Source organism: Halolamina litorea (assembly GCF_026616205.1).
In the GTDB taxonomy this organism is placed as follows: domain Archaea; phylum Halobacteriota; class Halobacteria; order Halobacteriales; family Haloferacaceae; genus Halolamina; species Halolamina litorea.
In genome coordinates this window covers 144,298-165,346 of record NZ_JANHGR010000001.1, presented here as the reverse complement: position 1 = coordinate 165,346, position 21,049 = coordinate 144,298, and the positions used below count along the sequence as shown (strand labels likewise).

Here is a 21,049-nt window from a genome sequence, read left to right as displayed (position 1 = left end):
AGCTTTGCACACACTCACGGAAAACGGACTGTTCAGCGGTCGTTGAAACGGAAATCGAGGTGGCCAACCCGTCCCCTTATCCACAGCGTCGGTAAGGAGAGATACCGACCTCCACTCTCTCCAAATGCCCGCCGAAGACTCCAGCGACTCCCTCCCCGTTCACGTAACGAACGCCCGGTCGTACATCCGTATTCGCCCAACGACAGACCAGCTCAACGTCGAGACGGTTACCGCGCACCTGAGACGACTGCACAGTCTCTCAAACAACCAAGCGAACCCGACACTCCTCGACCGACTACGCGGTCCGAAGCCATCCACAATTGAGGTCTTACTCGTCTCGACAGGCGGCGACGATACACGAATCGAGTACTACCTCGGCGTCGACGACGACGCAACCCACGACACATTCACACGAACGCTCAGAGGCCTCTTTCCGGACAGCTATGAATTCACGGCAGTCCACCAACAGGATGGCTGGCTGCGTGGCGTCGCCGGCTTAGATCCGACACTTGCAGGCGTCGAGTTCTACGGGAAGCCCGATCGCCCGAAGGACTGGCAGACCCAACTCAGCCCCTTCGAGACATTCCTGACCGACGACCATGCTCGCATCCCACTCGCCGCGATTTTCGAGACGATGGCGGCGACAGCATCCCCGATGATCTACCAGGCACTCCTCCGCCCGAAGCCCGACTGGACACAAGAGGCAGAGAGCCGCCGCGTGAGCATTGAAGCCCAACAGGACACATGGGGTGGCGAACTGAGTGCGGCTCTGTTCGGAGCCCCAGAGGAAGGACAGGAGCACCTGAGCAACGAAGATCAACAACGGTTGGAAGAACTCGCCGAGAAAGACGCTCGTTGGTCGTTTGAGTGCAGTGCTCGGGCAGTCGCCATCGACGACGGGCACACAATCCGCGAACTCACGAGCGCCTTCACAAACGTAAGCCACACCTGCTACGCCGTCGGGGCGACCACCCGAACAGGCAGCCGAGCAGACGCGCTCTTCGACGCGATGTGCAAGCGGGAATTCACATCGACGAGCCGCCTCCCGAGTCTCCGAACGCGCCCGAAACCGCTTGTCGTCGACGCCAGTGAAGCGGCAAACTTCTGCATCGTCGACGGCGACGCCCTCACCACGGCTGGTGACCGGGCACTCGCACCCACGCCCAGAGAAGCGACGACACTCCCATCGCCACCGGCCGAACAACTCGATGCCTATCGCGGCCCCGGACTCCCACTCGGACAGCCGCTAAGCGATGACGGCATCGCAGATCCCGAACCAGTCACACTCCCACCGAGCCTCCAACCAATGCACGTTGGCTGGTTCGGGAAGACGGGCTCCGGGAAATCCACCGCCCTCATCAACGCCATTCTCGCCAACCACGCGGCGACTGACGGCGCGGACATCCTCATCGACCCAAAGGGCGATGGAATGGCTCAAGAGTATCTCCGGGCCCACTACGCGACCTACGGCCATCTGGAGAACGTACTCTACTTCGACTGCGCCGAGGTCTTGCCTGCATTCTCGTTTTTCGACATCCGCGATGAACTCGACGCGGGCGTGCCTCGGGCGACAGCCGTCGAAGATACGGTTGATCACTACCTCGAAATCCTCGCCCAAATCATGGGCCGTGACCGCTTCGAACAGGCCGTTCGCTCTCCGGACATCATTCGCTATCTCCTGAAGGCGACGTTCGACCCCGTGAACGGCGAGGATGCGTTCTCCCATCGGGCGTTCGACCGCACGATTCGCCGCATGCACGAACGACAGGCAGCCCCGCCCGTCGCCGATGAAGACTTAGAGCGGATGCTCGCCGGCGTCGTTGCCAACCGCGCTCGCTCGTTCGACGAGATCATGCAAGGGGTCGCAAATCGAGTTGAGAAGATTCCGATCGACCAACGGTTGGCCCGAATTTTCAACCATGTTCCCGAAGATGGCGATCCGCATTTCGACCTTGCGGAGTACCTGAACGAGGACGTCGTCATCATCCTCGACACGGGTGGCCTCCGGAACGAGGCCCAGCGCGTGCTGACGTTGGTGGTTCTCTCGAACCTCTGGACGGCGCTCCGCCGTCGCTCACAGCGGAGCCAAGGCGACCAGCCACTCGTCAACCTCTACATCGAAGAGGCCGCAAGCGTCGCTGTCTCGGACCTCCTCAAACAGCTTCTCTCACAGTCCCGGAGTTTCGATTGCTCGATGACGTTGGCGATGCAGTTTCCAGCCCAACTCAAAAGCCAGAATCACGATGTGTACGAGGAGCTCCTCAACAACATCTCCACGTTTGTTGCGGGGAACGTCGCCGTCGACCGGCTCTTGGCTCGGCGATTGGCCACAGACGAGATGGATGCCGTCGCTGTCGGGAACCGGCTCCGGGCGCTTCGTCGAGGGCAATGGCTGGTGAGCCTCCCCGCAGCGTTCGACAGTCCAGAGCCACGACCGTTTCTTGTGCGGTCGTTAGCGCTCCCACCTGGTGACCCAACCGGCAAGCGCCCGCTCTCTGATGTTGAGTTGGGAGCGTTCGACGCCGCCGTCGATGCCGTTGCGGCTCGGACGCGGGCAAATGTTGGACTCACGCTCGGGATGCCCTCGACAGCCATCGATGAAGATACAGAGGAGCGGTCGTCTGAACACGACGGTGACGCGGGTGACCCTGTCGAAGAGCGGTCGAGAACGCGGGTCGATAGTGCGCTCCCGCACACGAAACGCCTGCCGCCGACGGTCGAGTACGACGGAGATATCCATGGACTTCGGTGCCGGCGCTGCGATAACCGATACGACCCGACAATCGACGGACTCGTCCGGACGGTTGAGTGCTGCTCCTCCCTTGCAGAGGTAGATCCAGACGATATCCCCATCTGTGAGGTGAACCTGAAGCTCACTCCGGAGGAGCGAGTGCTGTCAGAGTGGTCCGACACGCAACTGCTGTTCCTCCAAGCGGTCTATAACGCTCAGCAGTTGCGGTATGACCCACTCGAGTATGACCTGCTGAACGACAGTATGATTCGCTTACAGGAGTACGTCGGTATCGACGCCGATGCACTCCAAGACCTCCTTGAGACGGATCTCCTTCGCCACGACACCGACCATCCACATCGCCTGTACACGGTGACACCTGACGGACGGAGCGCGATTGGGGAGAGCTACCGCCAAGGCGTCGATTATGGACATGGCCAGGGCGATCTTGAGGAGTCCAGTCAGCACGTCATGGCTGTGGAGGTTGCACGACGGTATCTGGAACGCGAGTACGTCGACGATCCGTCCTCAAGGGTTGTGGAGGTCGTTCCGTACTACGACCTTGACGAGAACCACCGACTCGACCTTGCAGGCGTCGACGTTGAGGGCGAGTTCGTAGTGACTGTAGAGATTGAGCGGATCAATCACGACGTGAAACGGGCGGTTCCGGAGGACTTCGACAAGATGGCCGGCTGTGAACCCGAGGAAGCGATTTGGGTGGTCATGACCCAATCTTCGGGGCATGACGTACTGGAGGCGTTGAACGATCCACTAGAGGGCCCAGTCCGGGTCGAGAAAACATACGCATCGACCACGCCGCCACAGCAATTCAAGATCAACACGGCAGGACTGACGGCGGTCTATCCAGTCGAGTGGCTCAAGGACGCGTTTCTTGATGCGGATGGGTCGTAGCTCAGAGAACAGAGTCAAAGTGAGATTGCGGGCCGATATTGGCTATCCGGTCGGTCTGTGGGCGCGTCAGGAGTTTCATAATCGGATTCGGGCCCCGCAAGAGGTGTACCGGTGGAATACGGGAACTGCGTTCAGCCTGTTCTTGCGGGGGTGCGTGACCAAAAGAGGGTAGGAAGGGATCGAAACGGCTCAGCACCGCCGAATATGGACGAATTTCGTAGGTCAGCAACGGATCTCGAATTCGGCTAACCGCAAGAGGGAAACCGATTATGAAGATTTTCGGCCCCGATTTTCGGATCATCGACGGCGTCGACGACGACGGCGACGGCGCCGATAGCGCGTCTAACCCGCGTTTCCAGCGATTACGCGGTTCAGCGACGGCCACTCCACTTCCGATTTTGGGCACCACACTGGGTCTACTTGCGGGGATTTGGGCCGATTATGATGGCCGTACAGACCCGAAACGGAGGGGTGAGATTTTCATAATCGGTTCTCCTCTAGCGATTCCGGGTTCGGAAATCCGATTCTGTGTTTCATCTACAGTCCGTTGGCAGATGGGCTCGTAACGGAGCTCCCGGTCAATAGGAAATAGGTGATCACGACACCGGGAAGTACAGGTCGCGCTAGGTGTACACCCACCCTATGAGCAAGACTGTGGATGAGCTACGCAACGAGATTCGAGTGAACGTCGGTCGGCATGAGCGGTTAGTGTCCTCTGGGTTTACGAAAGAAGCGCTGGCTGCCCTCTGTGAGTCGTTGGATGCTGATGTAGACACAGAAGTGATTCCCGGGAAAGGCGTCATGCGCCAAGCAATCAGTGATGAGGTGCCGGGCGTTTCGAGCAGTCGAGATCAAACAAGCGGCTTCCGGAAACAGGAACTCTTGGCTATCGCTTCCGAGGTCAGCGAGGAGTGAGTAGTTCTCCGTAGGCGCAGCCCGAATGAGCGCTCGCAGAGACAGCGCTTACGCAGGATAGCTCCCGAGTGGGCGATCGAAGACCGTTGTTAGTCCAGCCGGAACGACTAATCCCCAAGTGAACAATATAGGTCTATGTCTACTCGACGACTTCTCGCCATCATTGCGGTTCTGGGGGTCGTTGTCCTCGCTGGCTGTGCGGCAGAGGCGAATCCCACCGCAGAGCCAGTTTCAACCACTTCCGAACCAGTCTCGGCAACGCCGACGGAGGATCAGACGACGACAGCGCCCGCGACGGCCACCGAGGCAGCCCCAGAGGGAGAGTTATCGGTTCATCAGTTAAACGTCGGACAAGGATCGAGTACACTCGTGATCGGCCCAAGTGGAGAAACGATCCTCATAGACACTGGTGATTGGCGGGACGACGGTGAGGACGTTATCGCGTATCTCGAAGCTCAAGGGGTGACACGGATTGATCACCTCGTAACCACCCACCCTGATGCCGACCATATCGGTGGCCATGCAGCCGTGATCAAGCATTTCGAGACTGAACTGGACGGCGTCGGCGCCGTGTACGATCCCGGTATTGCATCGAGTTCAGCAACGTATGATCGGTACCTCGATGCAGTCGAGACACACAACGTGACGCTCTACCGGACACAGGCAGGCGATTCGATCCAAATGAGTGGGATGGAGGCCCAGGTGCTTGCACCACCGGAAGGGTATGTGGCCAACGAGGATTCGAACGAGAATAGCATCGTTCTCCACCTCCCGTTCGGCGCGTCAAGCTTCTTGCTCCCCGGTGATGGGGAAACGGCGAGCGAAGAGTACCTCGTCGACACCTACGGGGATAGCCTCAACTCGACAATTCTGGCTGCTGGGCATCACGGTAGCCAATCGAGTACGAGCGAGGCGTTCCTTGAGGCAGTCTCGCCGCAAGCGGTCGTGGTTTCGAGCGCGTACGACTCGCAGTACGGGCACCCACACGAGGAGGTACTCACGCGGCTGGAAGCCCGTTCGATTCCGACGTATTGGACTGCAACACACGGGACAATCATCTTCACCAGTAATGGGTCAGCAGTGACGGTCGCGACAGAGCAAGCCGCGCCGACGACGGCGACGCAACTCCGCTCGGGAGATCCAGTTGAACCGGGGGCGGCTGGCGACGTGACCGAACGGCTTGTGATCGACGCGGATGGCTCCGGAACTGCGCCGATTACGAGCCCAACTGAGGCGACCACGGACGCCCCAACGACGTCGACCGCGACAGATGGGGGAGCTTCCATCGAGCTCGCCACGATCAACGCGGACGCTGAGGGCGATGAGTCAGAGAACCTCAACGGAGAGTACGTTACCTTCGAGAATACCGGCTCTTCGTCGGTGGACCTCTCTGGGTGGGAACTTGCAGATGCCGCCGATCACACATACACCATCCCTGAAGGGACTGTTCTTGAGCCTGGCGACCGAATAACTATCTACACTGGGAGTGGCACCGATACTGAGACAGAACTGTACTGGGGCCAATCTTCCCCGGTGTGGAACAACGGCGGCGACACCATCATTCTCCGAGACGAGTCGGGGAATATCGTGATCGAGGAGGCCTACTGAGAATGTCCACTCACCAATTCACCGGCGTGATCGATCGCTTCGAGGACGACCTCGCAGTCATCCTGCTCGAAGCATGTGGCGAGGTCATCGACGAGGTCGTTCTTGACCGGGCAGAACTCCCTGCTGATGGAGCCGAGACGAACGCAGTTCTGACGGTTACGCTCACCAGCGACGGAGAAGTAGCTGCTCTTGAGTACGAACCGGGGGAGACGACGGGTCGGAAGGAGAAAGCACAGTCACGGTTCGACCGGCTTGCTGAACGGCAACCGAAAGACGACGAGCAATAGGCCAACGGACAGCGTTTATCGAAGTGTGGGTTTCTGCTGCAGTACCTTCTCCAGCCACAGCTCTCAGAACGAGACCGCATGAGAGTTTATTGCGGGCAGATGCCCGAGCCCGCATGACTGGCAACCCTGAAGGAGACAACACGGATCGAACTGGTGGATTCTCACCAGACACGAAGGTCATCACGGCCGATGGCCCGAAGCTCGTAGCTGAACTCTCAGAATCAGACGTCCTCTACACGCTTGACCCATCGACGAAGCAATTAGGTCGAAGTCCAGTAACGGCGGTCGAACCGGCCTCATTCAGCGGGTCGCTTGTAAACATCCAAGGGAAGCGGTGTGATCTCCTCGTTCACCCAGACCAGCGACTCCCGTTCTGCACAAAATCGATCGACTCAGTCCGGTTCCAGCGAGCAGATGACCTCCACGAACGGTTTGACTACAAATTCGTGAACGGATGGACTGCCCCGTCATACCCTGAAACGGAGTTCATCGACATCACTGACTTCCTCGATGAGTACGAGATCCGGACAACGAGTGAGGTACATGGCCATACGTTCCGAGCAGCACTCCCAGAGGGCTGCCAGCCCTGCCGGCGAAACAGCCATACAGGCTATTACTTCGACCCACAGACGTTCAAGGGCTACCAGCAGGAACTGGAGTCAGTCGCCGACGAACTCACTATCGTCGGTGGGGCGAGCCAGCGGAGCAGGCCATACCGGTTTGCGGCTGAAGACTTCGTGGCGTTCCTCGGCTGGTTCATTACTGAGGGGAGTGTCACGTGGCGAAAGAACCGAGATACCGCAATCGTTCAAATAGCTCAAGAGAAGCCCGAACACAGAGAAACGATCCAGTCACTCCTCACCAGAATGGGGTTTGATTTTCAGTCAACAAGTGATTCGTTCCAGTTTGGGTCATCACTGTACGGTCGATTCCTCACGTCACTTTGCGGAGAGTCCAGCAAGGAACGACGCCTGCCAAGCCTCGTTTGGTCGCTCCCGACCGAGCAAAAACGAGCGTTCTTCGAGACTCTGATGGCTGGAGATGGGAACAGCGATGGAACGTACTACACGGTCAGTGAGCGGCTGGCACGTGATCTCTGCCAGTTTGGATTGTTCCTTGGGATGAAGCCTCGGTACATCCGTCGTGGCGACCTCTGGGAGCTCTACTTCAGCGAGCGGAATGATGGGTTCACACCGAAGGCGAACGTGAGAACGGTCCAGTCCGAAGGGGAGGTGTATCGGTTGTCTGTTGAGGGTTCCTCTGTGGTGATGGCCGGGCGAAACGGGAGGTTCCAGTGGTGCGGTGTGAGCACGACCTGTTGAGTTAGCACTGAACCGCACGCAACGCGGGTCAATAGTTCCGACCGACCCAGCAGCTAAGCATCGCGAGAGCCTATCACCGGTATGAACGTTCTCGTCACGGGCGCGACCGGCTTCGTGGGCCAGCGGCTCGTCCCGTCGCTGCTGGAGGCCGGCCACGAGGTGTCGGCTCTCGTCAGGGACCGGACGAAGTACGACCCGCCGGAGGGAGTGACCGTGTTCGAGGGCGACGTGCTCGAACCGACGGGGCTCGACGCGGCACTGGACGGCGTCGACGCCGCCTACTACCTCATCCACGCGATGGGCGGCGGCCGCGGCTTCGAGGAGCGGGACCGCCGTGGGGCACGGAACTTCGCCGCGGCGGCCGAGCGGGCCGGCGTCGACCGCGTGATCTACCTCAGCGGGCTCGGTGTCGAGGGGGAGGACCTCTCGGCGCACCTCAACTCGCGACGCGAGGTCGAAGCGGTGCTCGGGCGGGGGACGTACGACCTGACCGTGCTCCGGGCGGCCATCATCATCGGACACGGGAGCGCGAGCTTCCGGATCGTCCGGCAACTCTGCTCGCGGCTCCCCGTGATGACCACGCCGCGCTGGGTGAAGACCCGGGTCCAACCCATCGCCATCGCGGACGTGATCGCCTACCTCGTCGGCGTCCTCGACGCTCCCGAGACGGCCGGAGACACGTTCGAGATCGGCGGGCCGGAGGTGCTGACCTACCGCGAGATGCTCGCCGTCGTCGGCCGGATCCTCACGGGACGGGAGCCGATCATCCTCCCGGTTCCGGTCCTCACGCCCCGGCTCTCGGCGTACTGGGTCGACCTCGTCACCGACGTGCCTGCCGGCGTCGCCTACCCGCTCATCGACGGCATGGTGGCGGACGTGGTGGTGACCGACGACCGCATTCGCTCGCTGGTGCCGATCGATCTCACCCACTTCGAGACCGCAGTCGAGCGTGCGCTCGCGGAGGAAGCGGACGCTGAATCGGCAGCCGACGGGGCTGCTTGATGGCGCCACACTACGGGGAGACGTGGGTGTACGAGAGCCTCGTCGGCGCGGTACCGGGGCTCGACCTCTCGCATCGGACCGCGCTGGCGGTCCAGTTCCTCGCCTTCGAAGCGCTGGTGTTCATCGTCGCCGGGGTGTACGACCTGTGGATGGCGGTGCCGGCCGCAACGGTGGCGATCGCCGTCGCCGTCGTCGGGAGCTGGCTGATGCTGACGTTCAGCCGGCGGCTCCGCGCGCTCCACCCGCCGGAGCCCTACCGGCGGCTGCTGTTCGGCTCGAGCATCGAGTTGGTTCTCAGCGTGGTCGCGTTCGTGCTGTTGGTCACCTACCTGTTCGTCGTCGACACGGGCGCCGACGGCTCGCTGCTGACGAACCTCCTGGGGGCTGAGCCGCCCGCGGTCGCGGTCGCCCTGCTGCTGCTCGTCGCATGGGACGTGATCTACCGGATCGGCGCCTGCTGGTGGGCGACGGTAGTGGGCTTGTGGCGAGCGATCAAGTACGGCTTCGACGCCGAGACGACGCGACGACTCACCCGGCTGGACACGATAAACGTCGCGTTCGCGGCGGTGCAGGTGACGCTGGTCCCGTTCATCCGAGACGAACCGCTGTTGGTCGCCGCGCTGGTGGGCCACCTGATCGCCGTCGTCGTCGTCGCCACCGCGACGATCGTGCTGCAGCGGCGGAAAGTTACGGGCGGTTACTGAGTAACCGCGGGTGAGCAGCGATACGGCGGCCTAGCGCGCGGTAGCGCGGGCCCTCCTTCCTCAACGAGCGACGAAGCTGCGAGTAGGGAGGATATGAAGCGGGTTCGTGCACAATTAATACACTCCCGGACGTATCCTCCGTTACTGTCGTCCTCGCACAAGTCGGGGACGGAAGGCGTCGCAGTAGACCGACGCTCGTGGTGCGGTAGTACCGCACCCCATACTCGGGAACGACGACCGCGAACGGGTTTGACTCCCGTTCCCTGTTTGGGGATAGAGCGCGAGAACACCGGGAATTAAATCGGCGGAACAATCCCGGCCTCGGTCGGAGTGAGAGGCGTAGAAAATCGCCCCCACGCCGAGGCAAGGACGGTAAGAGAAAGCCGGGCCACGCCCATGCACGGGGCCGTGGGGCACAATGTCGTTTCGGCAAAGCCTCAGCCTCAAGGAGTGATCGACCCGCGTAAGCGGGGAGGGAGCAAGTAGGGTGGGGTAGTTTACAGGAACCGTAGCCCCTCGTCGGCACCGAGGACGCGCCGCATCGACCCCCACGTCGAGACGAGCGTGTAGTCACCGGTGACCCCCTCGATCGCCGAGTCCCGGACCGCCTCCAGGTCGAACCCCGGGCCGGTAGCCGTGATGACGTGGCGGGCCGAGGCCTGCTCGGGATCGACGACCAGCCGCGAGGTGGTCTCGTCCAGTCCCAGCCCCGCCAGCGCCATCGCGGCGTGGGAGTTGAAGTTCCGCGGGAACCGCGCACAGAGCCCGCGCGTCGGCCCCTCGTAGAGGACGGTCGTCCCCTCGATGGTGGCGGGATCGACCGCGTCGGCGTACTCGAAGTCGAGGTGGCCGGGGGCTTTCCGCGCCTCGATGTGGACCGAATCGAGCGCCTCACGGGCGTCGACGAGGCCGTCGATGCCGAACAGCGCGGCGTGAGGGAGGTAGAGGTCGTGGTCGCTCTCGGTAGCGAGGTCGGTGAGGCGGGCCTCCACTTCGGGGTCCGCGAACGCCGAGCCCGAGAGGGCGAGCAGGTCGCTCCCGGCGAGGATCGGTTCGGCCAGCTCGGCGAGGACCGCGGGCGTCGCCGCCTCGACGACGAGGTCCACGGGGTGGTCGGCGAGTTCGTCGGGGTCGGTGAGTTGGGGCTCGTCGATCTCGGACTTGAGCGAGCGGACGTAGACGTAGGCCAGTTCGGTGTCCGACGCCTGTCGGACCCGGTCCGCGAGGTCGGTGCCGATGCGTCCGTAGCCGAGGAGGCCGATTCGGTGGGTCATGAGTGTGCTGTTGGGGTAGGGGTTTCTGGACCGCAGTCAATCGAAGAAGCCGTCGTCGACGTGTTTCGCGTGCTCGCGGACGACCGACTCGTTCAGTTCGATGCCGTAGCCCGGCGCCTCGGGGACGACGATTGTCCCGTCGTCGATGAGCGACCCCGAACGGGCGATGAGGTCGTCCCACCAGTCGACTTCGAGGGCGTGGAACTCCAGATACGCCGCGTTCGGGATCGCGCCACAGAGGTGAGCGACCGCCATCGTCCCGACGGGCGAGCAGACGTTATGGGGCGCGAACGGGATGTACTGCTCCTCGGCGCGGTTGGCGATCGCCTTCGACTCCGCGAGGCCGCCGACGGTCGTGGGGTCGGGGGTGAGCACGTCGACGGTGAACTCGGCGAGGAGTTCGCGGAACTCGTGGACCCGGAAGCGGTTCTCGCCGGTCGCCAGCGGCGTCGACGTGGACCGGGCGAGTTCGCGCTGGGCGGCGGCGTTCTCGGGTGGGATGGCGTCCTCCAGCCAGAGCAGGCCGTACGGTTCGAGCGCGCGGGCGAGCCGCTTTGCCGAGTCGATCGTGTAGTCCCAGTGGCAGTCGAACGCGACCTCGGCACGGTCGCCGACGGCGTCGACGACGGCGTCGACCACGTCGACTTTCGCGGCCACATCGGCAGCACTGAGCCGGCCGTTCATCGGGTCCGATTCGTTGTCCCGAGGCATGTCGAGGTCGAACTTCATCGCGTCGTAGCCCAGTTCGAGCGCCCGTTCTGCGGTATCGGCGTACGCTTCCGGGGTGTAGGCCTCCTCATCGCCGTACTGGGTGAAGCCGTGATCGACCGCGTAGGCGTCGCCCGCGTGGAGGTCGACGTAGACCGGGATCTCGTCGCGGAACTTCCCGCCCAGTAGCTGGTAGACCGGGAGGTCGAGCAGTTTGCCCGCACAGTCCCAGAGCGCGGTTTCGACGCCCGAGGCGGCGGTGACGACCTTCCCCGTGGTGCCGCCATGGCCCGAGAGCTCCTGCACCATCCGGCGGAACAGTCGCTCCACGTCGAGGGGGTTCTCGCCGACGAGGAACGCCGCTATGTAGTCGATGATCTCGGGGATCGCGGCGCCGCGGTAGGCTTCACCCGTGCCAGTGACGCCGGCGTCGGTGTGGATCCGGACGAGGTTCCAGTCGAAGTTGCCCGAGACGACCGCGGTGTCGATACCCGTGATCCGTACGTCGCGCTCGGGGGCGCGGTGGTGTTCGTGGTTCGCGTAGTCCCGCATCTCACCGCCCCCCGTTGGTCGCCCGGACGCGGAACTCCGCGACGGCGTCGTCGTCGAGGGTGACGCCGTGGCCGGGGCGCTCGCTAGCGTCGATCTCGCCGTTTTTCGGCGTCATCGGCCGTTCGAGCACGTCGTCGAACACTTTCACGTCCTGTTCGCGGTAGAAGTACTCCACCCAGCGGCCCGTCTCGGCGACGGCGACCAGCGGGACGTGCAGGTCCCAGTTGTAGTGGGGGACGACGGGGATGTCGTGGGTCGCCGCGGTGTTGGCGATCCTGAGCCACTCGGTGATGCCGCCGACGACGGTTACGTCGGGCTGAACCACGTCGACGGCGCCCTCACGGAGCAGTTCCGCGAAGCCGTAGCGGGTGAACTCCTGCTCGCCGGCGGCGACGCCGTAGTCGAGGTCGGCGTTGACCGCCGCCATCAGTTCGACGCTGTCGGGCATCACCGGCTCCTCGATGAAGTACGGGTCGTACTGGCCGTAGCGCCGGCAGGCGTCGACGGCCGAGCGGCGGTCGCGCCACGCGCCGTTGGCGTCGAGCAGGAGGGTGCGCTCCTCACCGATGACCTCGCGGGTCACGCGCACGCGCTCGACCTCCTCGCCCGGGGGCAGGCCGCCGACCTTCAGCTTCACCGTGTCGTGGCCGCGGTCGACGTACCGGCCCATCTCCTCGCGGAGGCCCTCCAGCCCCTTCCCCTCGCGGTAGTAGCCGCCGCTGGCGTACGCCGGGACCGAATCGCGCATCGCGCCGAGGTACGTGTGCAGCGGGAGCGCGGCGTGTTTGGCTTTCAGGTCCCAGAGCGCGATGTCGACGATGGAGATGGCCCGGAGGACGAGCCCCTTCCGCCCGTAGGGGACGGTGGTGTCGAACATCTCGCGCCAGAGCCGGGCGGTGTCGTGAGGGTTCTCGCCGACGACGATGGGCGCGAGCAGGTCCTCGACGACGGCCGCGATGATCGACCCCGCCTCGTAGCCGAGGGTGTAGCCGACACCCTCCAGCCCGGTGTCGGTGTTGATCCGGACGATGGCGTGGTCGCGGGCCTCGACCTCGCGGGTGGCGAAGGCGACCGGCTCGTCGAGCGGGATCGAGACGGCGAAGCTCTCGATATCGGTGACCCGCATGGTCACACGAGGATGTTCGCCCCGGTCTCCTGGTCGAACAGGTGGATCGCGTCGGTATCGACGACGAGGTCGAGCGTCTCCCCGGGCGTGGCGTCGGTCTCGTTGGCGACCCGGGCGGTGAACTCGGCGGTCTCGTCCTCGGAGCGGTCGATCGGTCGGAGCGCGAGGTCGGTGTGGGGACCCATCGGCTCGACGACGGCCACGTGGGCCGGGAACGTCTCTCCCTCGCCGAGTTCCCGTTCGACCAGCGCGGCGTCCTCGAAGGCTTCCGGGCGGATCCCCAGGTCGAGGTGCTCGGTGTCGCCGTCCCACGCCGCCACCGTGTCGGCCACGTCCGGGTCCAAGACGAGCGAGAACCCGCCGGCGTCGACGCGGAGGCTGTCGCCGTCCGGGACCGTCGTGACCGGGAAGAAGTTCATCGGCGGCTCCCCGATGAACCCCGCGACGAACCGGTTTTCGGGGTGTTCGTACACTTCGTCGGGCGGCGCGACCTGCTGGACCCGCCCGTCGTTCATCACGACGACGCGGTCCGAGAGCGTCATCGCCTCCACCTGGTCGTGGGTGACGTAGACGGAGGTACGCCCGACCCGGTCGTGGAGCTTGTTGAGTTCGGTCCGCATCTGGATGCGGAGTTTGGCGTCGAGGTTGCTCAGCGGCTCGTCGAACAGGAACACCGAGGGGTCACGCACGATGGCGCGCCCGAGCGCGACCCGCTGTTGCTGGCCCCCCGAGAGGTCCGAGGGTCGCCGGTCGAGCAGGTCGCCGATACCGAGCAGTTCGGCGGTGTCGTGGACGCGTTTCTCGACCTCGTCGTCGGGGTACTTCCGGATCTCCAGCGGGAACGCGATGTTCCCCCGAACGGTCTTGTGGGGGTAGAGCGCGTAGTTCTGGAACACCATGGCGATGTCGCGCTCGCGGGGCTCCTGTCCGGCCACGTCCTCGCCGTCGATGCGGAGGGTCCCCCGGGTGGGCTGTTCGAGGCCGGCGACGATGCGGAGCGTCGTGGTCTTGCCACAGCCGGAGGGCCCGACGAGCACGATGAACTCGCCGTCGTACACGTCGAGGCTCACGTCGTCGACGGCGACGACCGTCGAGCCGTCGTCCTCGGTGTACTCCTTGGTGATGCCGTCGAGTTCGAGGCTGCGCGTCCGATCCTCGTGGTCGCTGTTCTGTGCCACTCGGTCGGTCGTGGGGTGGTTCGTGTCACTCATGGGAGCCACCTCGGGGGTGGGTACGTCGAATCGGGTCGGGGTCGGGGCGGGGGCCGCGGCGGCAGCGGTCGGTGACAGCGCCGTGGCCGGGGGGCGGGTTGGGGCTCATCCTTTCAGCCCCCCGGTCAGACCCACCACGATGTAGCGCTGGAAGAAAATCACCACCAGCGCCGAGGGGATCACCGCGACGATGGCCGCGGCGGCCATCGCCGACCAGTCGATGCCGGCGTCCCCGACGAAGAGGAACGTGGCGACGGGGATAGTCATCGACTGCAGGTCGGTGCTGACGGTGAACGCGAAGAGGAACTCCCGCCAGGAGTAGAGGAACGTCAGTATCGTCCCCGCCGCGAAGCCCGGCAACACGACCGGGAACACGACGTGGCGGAACGCCTGAAGCTTCGTACAGCCGTCGACGCGAGCGGCCTCGTCCAGCGCCTGCGGGATGGTGATGAAGAAGTTCCGCATGATGTAGATCACCAGCGGCAGCCAGAGGTAGACGTTCGCGATGACGATGCCCGTCTTCGTGTTCAGCAGGCCGAACGTGGTGACGATCCGGTAGTAGGGCGTCACCAGCCCGATGGGTGGGAACAGCCGAGTGAACAGGACGAAGACGAACACCGCGTTGTCGTAGGGGAACCGGAAGCGGCTGAAGACGTAGCCCGCCGGCGTCCCGAGGACCATCACGATGACCGTCGACGCGCTGGCGACGATGACGCTGTTGACGACTGCCCGCCAGAACCCGCGCTCGATCAGCGCCCGCTCGTACGCGTCGAGCGTCGGATCGGTCGGGAGGTAGGTGAGTTCGAGCACCCCCTGTGGGCTCTTGAAGGAGGTGAGCAACTGCCAGATCAGCGGCGAGATGATGAAAAACACCGCGAGGAACAGCACGAGGTGGACGACGTAGCGACTCTCCAGCACGTCCCAGACGCGCTGGCGGCGGCGGTACTGCTCGACGGTGAAGTCTGCGCCCGCCATCTCACACCTCGATCTCCTCGATCTGTTCGAGGATGAAGTAGACGTAGCCCGTCGCGACGACCAGCGTCACGGCGACGAGGAACATCGAGACGGCCGACGCGAAGCCGTAGTCGAGCAGTTGGATGCCGAAGCGGTGGATGTAGACCGCGAGGGTCTCGGTGGCCCCGCCGGGGCCGCCGCCCGTCGTCGAGAACGGGATGGCGAACGCGCGGAACGCGAACATCCACGTGATCAACCCCGCGACGAAGAAGGAGGGTCTGAGGTACGGCAGCGTGACGTTCCGGAACGTCTGCCACGTCGTCGCGCCGTCCATCTTCGCGGCGTCGTACATCTCCTGTGGGATCGACTGGAGCCCCGCGAGCAACACGACCGCGGCGAAGGGGATGCGCGACCACGAGTCGGCGAGGATCACCACGACCATCGCCGACAGCGAGTTGCCGAGCCACGAGTAGGAACTCTCCAGGACGCCGAGGTCGAGCAGCACCTTGTTGACGACGCCCAGTTGGCCGTTGAACATCCAGCGCCACGTGACGCCGACGATGGAGAGCGGGACGGCCCACGAGATCAGGATCAGCGTCGAGTAGGCGTTCCGGATCCGGCTGTCGAGCACCTTGTTGAGCGCGAGCGCGACGACCAGCCCTGCGCCGACCGAGAGGAACAGCGAGCCGAAGGAGTAGATCAGCGTCTTCTCGACGGCGTTCCAGAACGTCGGGTCGGTGAAGATCCGGCCGTAGTTGTACGCCGGTTCGAACGTCTCGCCGATGCCACGGGTGTTCTGCAGCGACAGCCACACCAGCATCACCGCGGGGTAGATGAACACGACGAGTAGCGCGACCAGCGACGGCCCGAGCAGCACGGTCCGGATGTGGTCGTTCACCCAGTCCGAGAGGCGGCCGCTGAGGCCGCCCCCGTGGGGCGCGCCCCGGTACTCCTCAGTGGCCATGTTGGGGTCTGGTCGGTCGCATCAGTTGTTGATCTCGTCGTCGACGAAGTCCTGGACGCTGTCCATCGCCGCCTGCGGCGTGGTCTCGCCCTGGAGGGCACGCTGGACCGGGCTGAGCATCTGCTGGAACACCGACGCCATCTGCGGGAACAGCTCCAGTTGGCCGGCCGCGATGGCCTCGCCGATGGCGTCGCCGAAGGTGACGAAGTCGTTCTCCGCGGAGTCGGTGTACACCTGGTCCATATAGGAGATGTTCCCCTCGTAGGTGAACTCCAACCACTGGGTGAAGTAGCTCAGTTTCAGGTCGCCGTACAGCATCGACGCCAGCTTCTCGCCGGTGTTCGAGAAGCGGTTGATGCTGGTGGTGTTTGGCGCCACGAGCCCCGCTTGGGTCGGCGACGGGCCGGCGTTGGCTGCCGGCGGCACGACGACCTGGTACTCGGTTCCGGCCTCGTACTGCTGGAGCAGGCGCGGGATGAAGTCGCTGAACGCCGTCGTGTACGCCAGTTGGCCGGAGGCGTACAGGTCGACGATGTCCCCCTCGCCGTAGGAGATCACGTCGCTCGGGACGTAGCCGGCGTCACGCCACTCCTTCATCTTCTGGATCACCCGGACCGCTTCGGGGGAGTTCATCACGACGGTGCCGTCGTCCTGCACCATACTGCCGCCCTGCTGGAAGAGGAGTTCGCGGAACGAGTACGCCAAGTACGTCGACGTGCCCGCGTAGTACGCGAAGGCGTTCACGTCGGTGCCGGCGAACGCCTCGCCCAGTTCCTCGAGGAGGTCCCACGTCCACTCCCCCTCGAAGCGGCTGGGGTCGATGCCCTGCTCCTCGACGAGATCGGGCCGGAGGTGACCCATGCTCGCCTCGCCGATGTTCGGGTAGCCGTAGGTGTGGGTGCCCTCACGGGAGGCGTCCAAGTCCCACTGGACCAGACTCTGCAGCGCCGGGATGTACGGCTCGTAGCCGCCCTCCGGGTAGAGGCCGTCGGTGACCTCCAGATAGCCCTGCTGGACGAACTGCGGGACGAGGATGCCGTCGACGTTGAACGCGTGGGGGCTCGGCTCCTGTGAGGAGAGGAACTGCTGTTCGCGCGTGTTTGCCTGGTCGACGCCGATCTCGATGACCTCGATATCGATACCCGTCTGCTCGGTGAACATCTCGTGAGCTGCCAGCGTCGCCGGGTCGAACTCCATGTTCGCGGCGCCGTGGTTGAGGATGGTGATGCTGTCAACGTCGCCGGCGGCGGTGTCGTCCCAGCCGTCCGGCGGCGCCCACACGTCGTTCTCGACGGCGCTCTGGAACGCCCCCGAGTCGGCCCACGTCGTGTCGTTCTGCCGGTCGGGCACCTGCCGGCGCTGCTCGATCGGCCAGCTATCGGCGGCGCCGATGCGGCGAGCCTGCCAGTTCTCGCCGAGGTTGAGTCCCTGTACCGCGCCGTCCCAGTCGCCGCCGTCACCGTTGCCGTTCCCGCCACCGAGACAGCCGGCCATCGAGCCGACCGCGCCGGTCCCGGCCAGTTTCAACAGTGTCCGTCGGTCGATATTGGTAATTGGTTGCACGGCACAGGGTTGGGCGCCGGGAGATATATCACTTTTCCAGAAGTTTTCACCTACTCGGACAGTAGGACCGTCATAACGTTCGAAAACGAGGTAATTGGGTGCCGAGTGTGACGGCTACTCGCCGGGCCGTTCGTCCTCGCGGAGGACGAAGCTCCCCGTCGTGAGCGTCTGTTCGGTGATGGTGACGATCCGGAGGACGTAGGAGACGAGCAGCAGGAACGGGGTGACCGACACCGTCGCCGCCGCGGTTACGGTGACGACGAGGTTCTCGGCGCCGAGGGTCGTTCCGGGGACGTCGCCGGCGTCGAGGAAGAACACCGCCGCGAGCGAGATCGCCAGCGCCGGGACGGCCGCCGTGAGGATCACCCGCGAGAGCTTCACCAGTTCGGCCTGGAAGTAGAGCCCGCGGATGTGCTCGCGCGCGGGCCCGAGGAACCGGAGCGCGTCGATGAGTTCGGTGAGCACCTCGCGTTGCTCGTCGGTGAGTTCCTCGTCGTACTCCCGGCGCAGGCGCCGAGCCTCGTGGACGCGGTGGGAGTAGTCGTACTCGAGTGCGGCCCGGAGGGCGTTGAACCGGAGGTAGCGGGCGTCACGGCGCTGGCTGACGACCTCGGAGTCGTGTTCGTGCTCGTCGACGAACCGCTCGACGGCGGCCGCGAACTCGGTGTCCGACGCCGCGACCGTCGCCGTCAGCGCGGCCGCGCGGTCGTCGATGGTCGCCACGACGGCGGCGATGAAGCGCCCCGGCTCGGCGGGACTGGTTCCGTCGATGACCTGCTCGACCTCGCGGTGGAACCGCAGGGAGTCGTCGAGCTGTTGGCGCTGTTCGGCCAGCGGGCCCAACTGGCGGGAGAGCACCAACTGGTCGATGGTTACGACCAGCGTGACGCCGGTGATGATGCCCGTCGCCAGCCCGGAGAAGGCGGTCTCGATGGGGTCGTTGGTCCGGACGGCTTCCCTGAAGGCACCGTCGAGGACGCCGACGGCCAACACGAACGCGAAGACGAACCCCGCGAGCAGCAGCGCCAACACCCACCGGTTGCCGTCGATGAGGAGCCAGCGTCGGACGTGGCCCGAGAGCCCCGATCCGCGGACCATCGGCTCCTCCGTATCGAACCAACCCGATCCCGGGTCGTCGGTGCGGTCGCTCACAGGCTCCGTACCCAGCACTGCCGCAAAACGATGTGGGCCGAGCTACGCCTCGGCCTCGAGTTCCTCGACGTCGTCGACGTCGGTCGCGGCCCGCTCGGCCTCGGCGATCCGCTCGCGTTCCAGGTCGGCGGGCTCGTCGTGGTCGGTCGCGCCGAACTCCTCGAGGACCGCCTCGCGGGCGGAGAGTTCGTCGTCGTACTCCTCGTCGAGCCGGTCGAGGACGCTACTGAGCGACTCCTCCTCGGCGACGACCTCGTCGGGGGCGTCGCGGTACTCGGCGGCGATCTCCGCGGAGTGGACCGGGAACTTCACGTCCTCGATGGCCCCCTCGAACTCCGCGATGATCTCGTCCTGTCGCTGCTGGCGGTCGCGCTGGCGGCGCGCGGCCTCGTCGCTGGGGTTCGTCATACCGAACGTTTCGGGGCCGGCCGTCAAGGGAGTGATGGCCGGCGGGAAAACGGGAGCGGGTGCGGTCGGCGACTCAGTTCACTTTGCGGGCGAACACGAGGTTGCCCGAGACGTTGTTGACGCGGGCGCGGACGGTCTCGCCCTCCTCGGCGCCGGTGACGAACATGGTGTAGTCGCCGCGCTTGGCGACGCCGTCGCCCTTCCGGCCGGTGTCGGTGATCTCGACCTCGTAGGTCTCGCCCTCCGTGATCTCGGTGGTGGTCTGCTGGCTGCTGGAGGTCGACTGCTTGGTGACCGGGCGGAACGCCCCACAGGCCTCACAGCGCAGCATCATCGTGCCGTCCTCGTTGACCAGCCGGGTGTCGGGCAGGCCACACTCCGAACAGCGCACGAACTCCTCGATGTAGCTGTCGATGGCCGCCTGGAAGTCCCGCTGGGAGAAGGTACCGTTGTAGCGCGAGCGGCCGTCGCCGAGCTGCCCGGCAGTGCCGAGTTCGCTCTGGATCTCGCGGTGGAGGTGCTCCTCCTCGCGGGAGAGCGCGTCGGCGATCTCCTTGAGGTTGGTGAGTCGGGTGAACGCCCCGTCTTTCTGTGCCGTCGGGTCGGGGACGCTGAGACGCTCGTCGCTCCCGCCGAGTTCGGGCACGAGCTCGAGCGCCCGATCGAGTTTCGTCTCGTACTCCATACGGGTAGTAACCGGCGCAGGGGGTTTATGGCTTCCGAGGAGGCGCCGTGACTCCTACGCGTACGCGGGTGTGTGCGCCAACCGGCCGGTTCGTCGGCGCTTCCGGGCGGTTCTGGGCAAATTACTTATAGGTGCCTGCCCACGTCCCGGGTGTGAGCAAGATCACCTTCCGCGCCGACGACGCGCTCGTCGAGCGACTGGACGGCCTCGACGCCTCGAAGAGCGAGGTGATGCGCGAGGCGCTTCGGGAGTTCCTCGACCGACACCCGTCGGTGGGCCGTGAGCGGGAGGTGGCGGCCGTCGACCACGGACCACGTGAGGCGTCGGTGAGCGTCGACGGCGACGAGGCGGGCACCGACCTGACCGTAAACATCAACCTCGGCCGAGCGAACGACGACGACGCGCCGGCCGCCGACGGCGAGGAGACGTGTAAACAGTGCGGAGCGGCCGTGAGCGCCGACCACGCGTTCTGTCCCAACTGCGGCGAGCAACACCGGGGACAGCCACACTGTGAGTGTGGCGAGGAGATCGACCCCGAGTGGGCGTTCTGTCCGGGCTGTGGGAGACGGAACTCGACCGCCGACGTGTTGGACCACGCGTAGCGGCCGTCAGACGACTGCGGGCGACGTCTTACACACAGGTAAAACCGCCGGTATCTTTTTAACAGATAGCCACGTTTGTCCCGACGCGTAAGACGGTCGTCTTACAGAGCCGGACGGGGCGGGGACCCCGCCCGGGTGGGACTGTAGGCGACGGCTCGCGCCGGTTCGTCTTACCGGGGGAAACAAACAATGGAGCGTGTCACACTGCGTATACCACGACAGCAGGTCGAAGAGGTCGAACAGATGGTCGAAACCGGGGAGTTCCCGAACCGGAGCGAAGCGATCCGGTCGGCTGTCCGGGAGATGATCGACGAAAGTAACGCGACCGAGGGGACCGGTCGTCGTGAGCGCAGCTGGGCCAAGGTGTAA

19 protein-coding genes are annotated in these 21,049 nt (G+C 64.5%); 9 read left to right on the top strand and 10 right to left on the bottom strand.

Annotation, left to right across the window (positions count from 1 at the left end; all coding sequences use genetic code 11):
- Positions 1–124: 124 nt before the first annotated feature.
- The 7 genes from NO998_RS00840 to NO998_RS00810 all read left to right on the top strand — a co-directional run bounded on the left by NO998_RS00840 (position 125) and on the right by NO998_RS00810 (position 9,481).
- On the top strand, positions 125–3,643 hold the full coding sequence (locus NO998_RS00840) for an ATP-binding protein (RefSeq protein ID WP_267645092.1): 3,519 nt from the start codon (positions 125–127) through the stop codon (positions 3,641–3,643).
- A 642-nt stretch (positions 3,644–4,285) separates the two neighbouring features.
- Positions 4,286–4,558 carry a hypothetical protein gene (locus NO998_RS00835; RefSeq protein ID WP_267645091.1) on the top strand — a complete coding sequence of 91 codons (273 nt, stop codon included), beginning with the start codon at positions 4,286–4,288 and terminating at the stop codon, positions 4,556–4,558.
- Between the two features lie 135 nt (positions 4,559–4,693).
- Complete coding sequence (locus NO998_RS00830; protein WP_267645090.1) at positions 4,694–6,166, top strand: lamin tail domain-containing protein; 1,473 nt, start codon at positions 4,694–4,696, stop codon at positions 6,164–6,166.
- A 2-nt stretch (positions 6,167–6,168) separates the two neighbouring features.
- Entirely contained in the window at positions 6,169–6,453 is a 285-nt protein-coding gene (locus tag NO998_RS00825) for a DUF3006 domain-containing protein (RefSeq protein ID WP_267645089.1), read from the top strand.
- 113 nt (positions 6,454–6,566) lie between these two features.
- On the top strand, positions 6,567–7,775 hold the full coding sequence (locus NO998_RS00820; RefSeq protein WP_267645088.1) for an LAGLIDADG family homing endonuclease: 1,209 nt from the start codon (positions 6,567–6,569) through the stop codon (positions 7,773–7,775).
- An 81-nt stretch (positions 7,776–7,856) separates the two neighbouring features.
- Complete coding sequence (locus NO998_RS00815; protein WP_267645087.1) at positions 7,857–8,777, top strand: NAD(P)H-binding protein; 921 nt, start codon at positions 7,857–7,859, stop codon at positions 8,775–8,777.
- A complete protein-coding gene (locus tag NO998_RS00810; protein ID WP_267645086.1) occupies positions 8,777–9,481 on the top strand; it encodes a DUF7530 family protein in 705 nt (234 codons plus the stop codon). Before NO998_RS00815 ends, NO998_RS00810 begins: the two co-directional genes overlap by 1 nt.
- 497 nt (positions 9,482–9,978) lie before the next feature.
- On the opposite strand, the gene NO998_RS00805 is transcribed toward NO998_RS00810, so the two are convergent.
- The 10 genes from NO998_RS00805 to NO998_RS00760 form a co-directional block, all read right to left on the bottom strand.
- A complete protein-coding gene (locus tag NO998_RS00805; protein ID WP_267645085.1) occupies positions 9,979–10,755 on the bottom strand; it encodes an aspartate dehydrogenase domain-containing protein in 777 nt (258 codons plus the stop codon).
- 36 nt (positions 10,756–10,791) lie between these two features.
- Positions 10,792–12,015, bottom strand: a complete 1,224-nt coding sequence (locus NO998_RS00800) for a mandelate racemase/muconate lactonizing enzyme family protein (protein ID WP_267645084.1) — start codon at positions 12,013–12,015, stop codon at positions 10,792–10,794.
- A 1-nt stretch (position 12,016) separates the two neighbouring features.
- Positions 12,017–13,141 (bottom strand): mandelate racemase/muconate lactonizing enzyme family protein, encoded by a 1,125-nt coding sequence (locus NO998_RS00795; RefSeq protein WP_267645083.1) that lies wholly within the window; start codon positions 13,139–13,141, stop codon positions 12,017–12,019.
- Between the two features lie 2 nt (positions 13,142–13,143).
- Positions 13,144–14,352: an ABC transporter ATP-binding protein gene (locus NO998_RS00790; protein WP_267645082.1), complete on the bottom strand. Its 1,209-nt coding sequence runs from the start codon at positions 14,350–14,352 to the stop codon at positions 13,144–13,146.
- Positions 14,353–14,457: 105 nt separating this feature from the next.
- Positions 14,458–15,327, bottom strand: coding sequence for a carbohydrate ABC transporter permease (locus NO998_RS00785; RefSeq protein ID WP_267645081.1), 870 nt, complete (start codon positions 15,325–15,327; stop codon positions 14,458–14,460).
- 1 nt (position 15,328) lies between these two features.
- Positions 15,329–16,270, bottom strand: coding sequence for a carbohydrate ABC transporter permease (locus NO998_RS00780; RefSeq protein ID WP_267645080.1), 942 nt, complete (start codon positions 16,268–16,270; stop codon positions 15,329–15,331).
- Between the two features lie 21 nt (positions 16,271–16,291).
- Positions 16,292–17,833 (bottom strand): ABC transporter substrate-binding protein, encoded by a 1,542-nt coding sequence (locus NO998_RS00775; RefSeq protein ID WP_267645079.1) that lies wholly within the window; start codon positions 17,831–17,833, stop codon positions 16,292–16,294.
- A 114-nt stretch (positions 17,834–17,947) separates the two neighbouring features.
- Positions 17,948–18,985, bottom strand: a complete 1,038-nt coding sequence (locus NO998_RS00770; RefSeq protein WP_267645078.1) for a DUF7972 family membrane protein — start codon at positions 18,983–18,985, stop codon at positions 17,948–17,950.
- A 42-nt stretch (positions 18,986–19,027) separates the two neighbouring features.
- Positions 19,028–19,393: a hypothetical protein gene (locus tag NO998_RS00765; protein WP_267645077.1), complete on the bottom strand. Its 366-nt coding sequence runs from the start codon at positions 19,391–19,393 to the stop codon at positions 19,028–19,030.
- Between the two features lie 73 nt (positions 19,394–19,466).
- A complete protein-coding gene (locus tag NO998_RS00760; RefSeq protein WP_267645076.1) occupies positions 19,467–20,078 on the bottom strand; it encodes a translation initiation factor IF-2 subunit beta in 612 nt (203 codons plus the stop codon).
- Between the two features lie 152 nt (positions 20,079–20,230).
- On the opposite strand from NO998_RS00760, the gene NO998_RS00755 reads away from it, so the two are divergent.
- Together NO998_RS00755 and NO998_RS00750 are read left to right on the top strand one after the other, a co-directional pair.
- Positions 20,231–20,680, top strand: a complete 450-nt coding sequence (locus NO998_RS00755; protein WP_267645075.1) for a double zinc ribbon domain-containing protein — start codon at positions 20,231–20,233, stop codon at positions 20,678–20,680.
- Positions 20,681–20,869: 189 nt separating this feature from the next.
- Positions 20,870–21,049 carry a ribbon-helix-helix domain-containing protein gene (locus tag NO998_RS00750; RefSeq protein WP_267645074.1) on the top strand — a complete coding sequence of 60 codons (180 nt, stop codon included), beginning with the start codon at positions 20,870–20,872 and terminating at the stop codon, positions 21,047–21,049.

Coding starts and splice junctions, on each gene's coding strand:
- NO998_RS00840 (WP_267645092.1), top strand. CDS start 125: ATGCCCGCCGAAGACTCCAGCGACTCCCTCCCCGTTCACGTAACGAAC.
- NO998_RS00835 (WP_267645091.1), top strand. CDS start 4,286: ATGAGCAAGACTGTGGATGAGCTACGCAACGAGATTCGAGTGAACGTC.
- NO998_RS00830 (WP_267645090.1), top strand. CDS start 4,694: ATGTCTACTCGACGACTTCTCGCCATCATTGCGGTTCTGGGGGTCGTT.
- NO998_RS00825 (WP_267645089.1), top strand. CDS start 6,169: ATGTCCACTCACCAATTCACCGGCGTGATCGATCGCTTCGAGGACGAC.
- NO998_RS00820 (WP_267645088.1), top strand. CDS start 6,567: ATGACTGGCAACCCTGAAGGAGACAACACGGATCGAACTGGTGGATTC.
- NO998_RS00815 (WP_267645087.1), top strand. CDS start 7,857: ATGAACGTTCTCGTCACGGGCGCGACCGGCTTCGTGGGCCAGCGGCTC.
- NO998_RS00810 (WP_267645086.1), top strand. CDS start 8,777: ATGGCGCCACACTACGGGGAGACGTGGGTGTACGAGAGCCTCGTCGGC.
- NO998_RS00805 (WP_267645085.1), bottom strand. CDS start 10,755: ATGACCCACCGAATCGGCCTCCTCGGCTACGGACGCATCGGCACCGAC.
- NO998_RS00800 (WP_267645084.1), bottom strand. CDS start 12,015: ATGCGGGACTACGCGAACCACGAACACCACCGCGCCCCCGAGCGCGAC.
- NO998_RS00795 (WP_267645083.1), bottom strand. CDS start 13,141: ATGCGGGTCACCGATATCGAGAGCTTCGCCGTCTCGATCCCGCTCGAC.
- NO998_RS00790 (WP_267645082.1), bottom strand. CDS start 14,352: ATGAGTGACACGAACCACCCCACGACCGACCGAGTGGCACAGAACAGC.
- NO998_RS00785 (WP_267645081.1), bottom strand. CDS start 15,327: ATGGCGGGCGCAGACTTCACCGTCGAGCAGTACCGCCGCCGCCAGCGC.
- NO998_RS00780 (WP_267645080.1), bottom strand. CDS start 16,270: ATGGCCACTGAGGAGTACCGGGGCGCGCCCCACGGGGGCGGCCTCAGC.
- NO998_RS00765 (WP_267645077.1), bottom strand. CDS start 19,393: ATGACGAACCCCAGCGACGAGGCCGCGCGCCGCCAGCGCGACCGCCAG.
- NO998_RS00760 (WP_267645076.1), bottom strand. CDS start 20,078: ATGGAGTACGAGACGAAACTCGATCGGGCGCTCGAGCTCGTGCCCGAA.
- NO998_RS00750 (WP_267645074.1), top strand. CDS start 20,870: ATGGAGCGTGTCACACTGCGTATACCACGACAGCAGGTCGAAGAGGTC.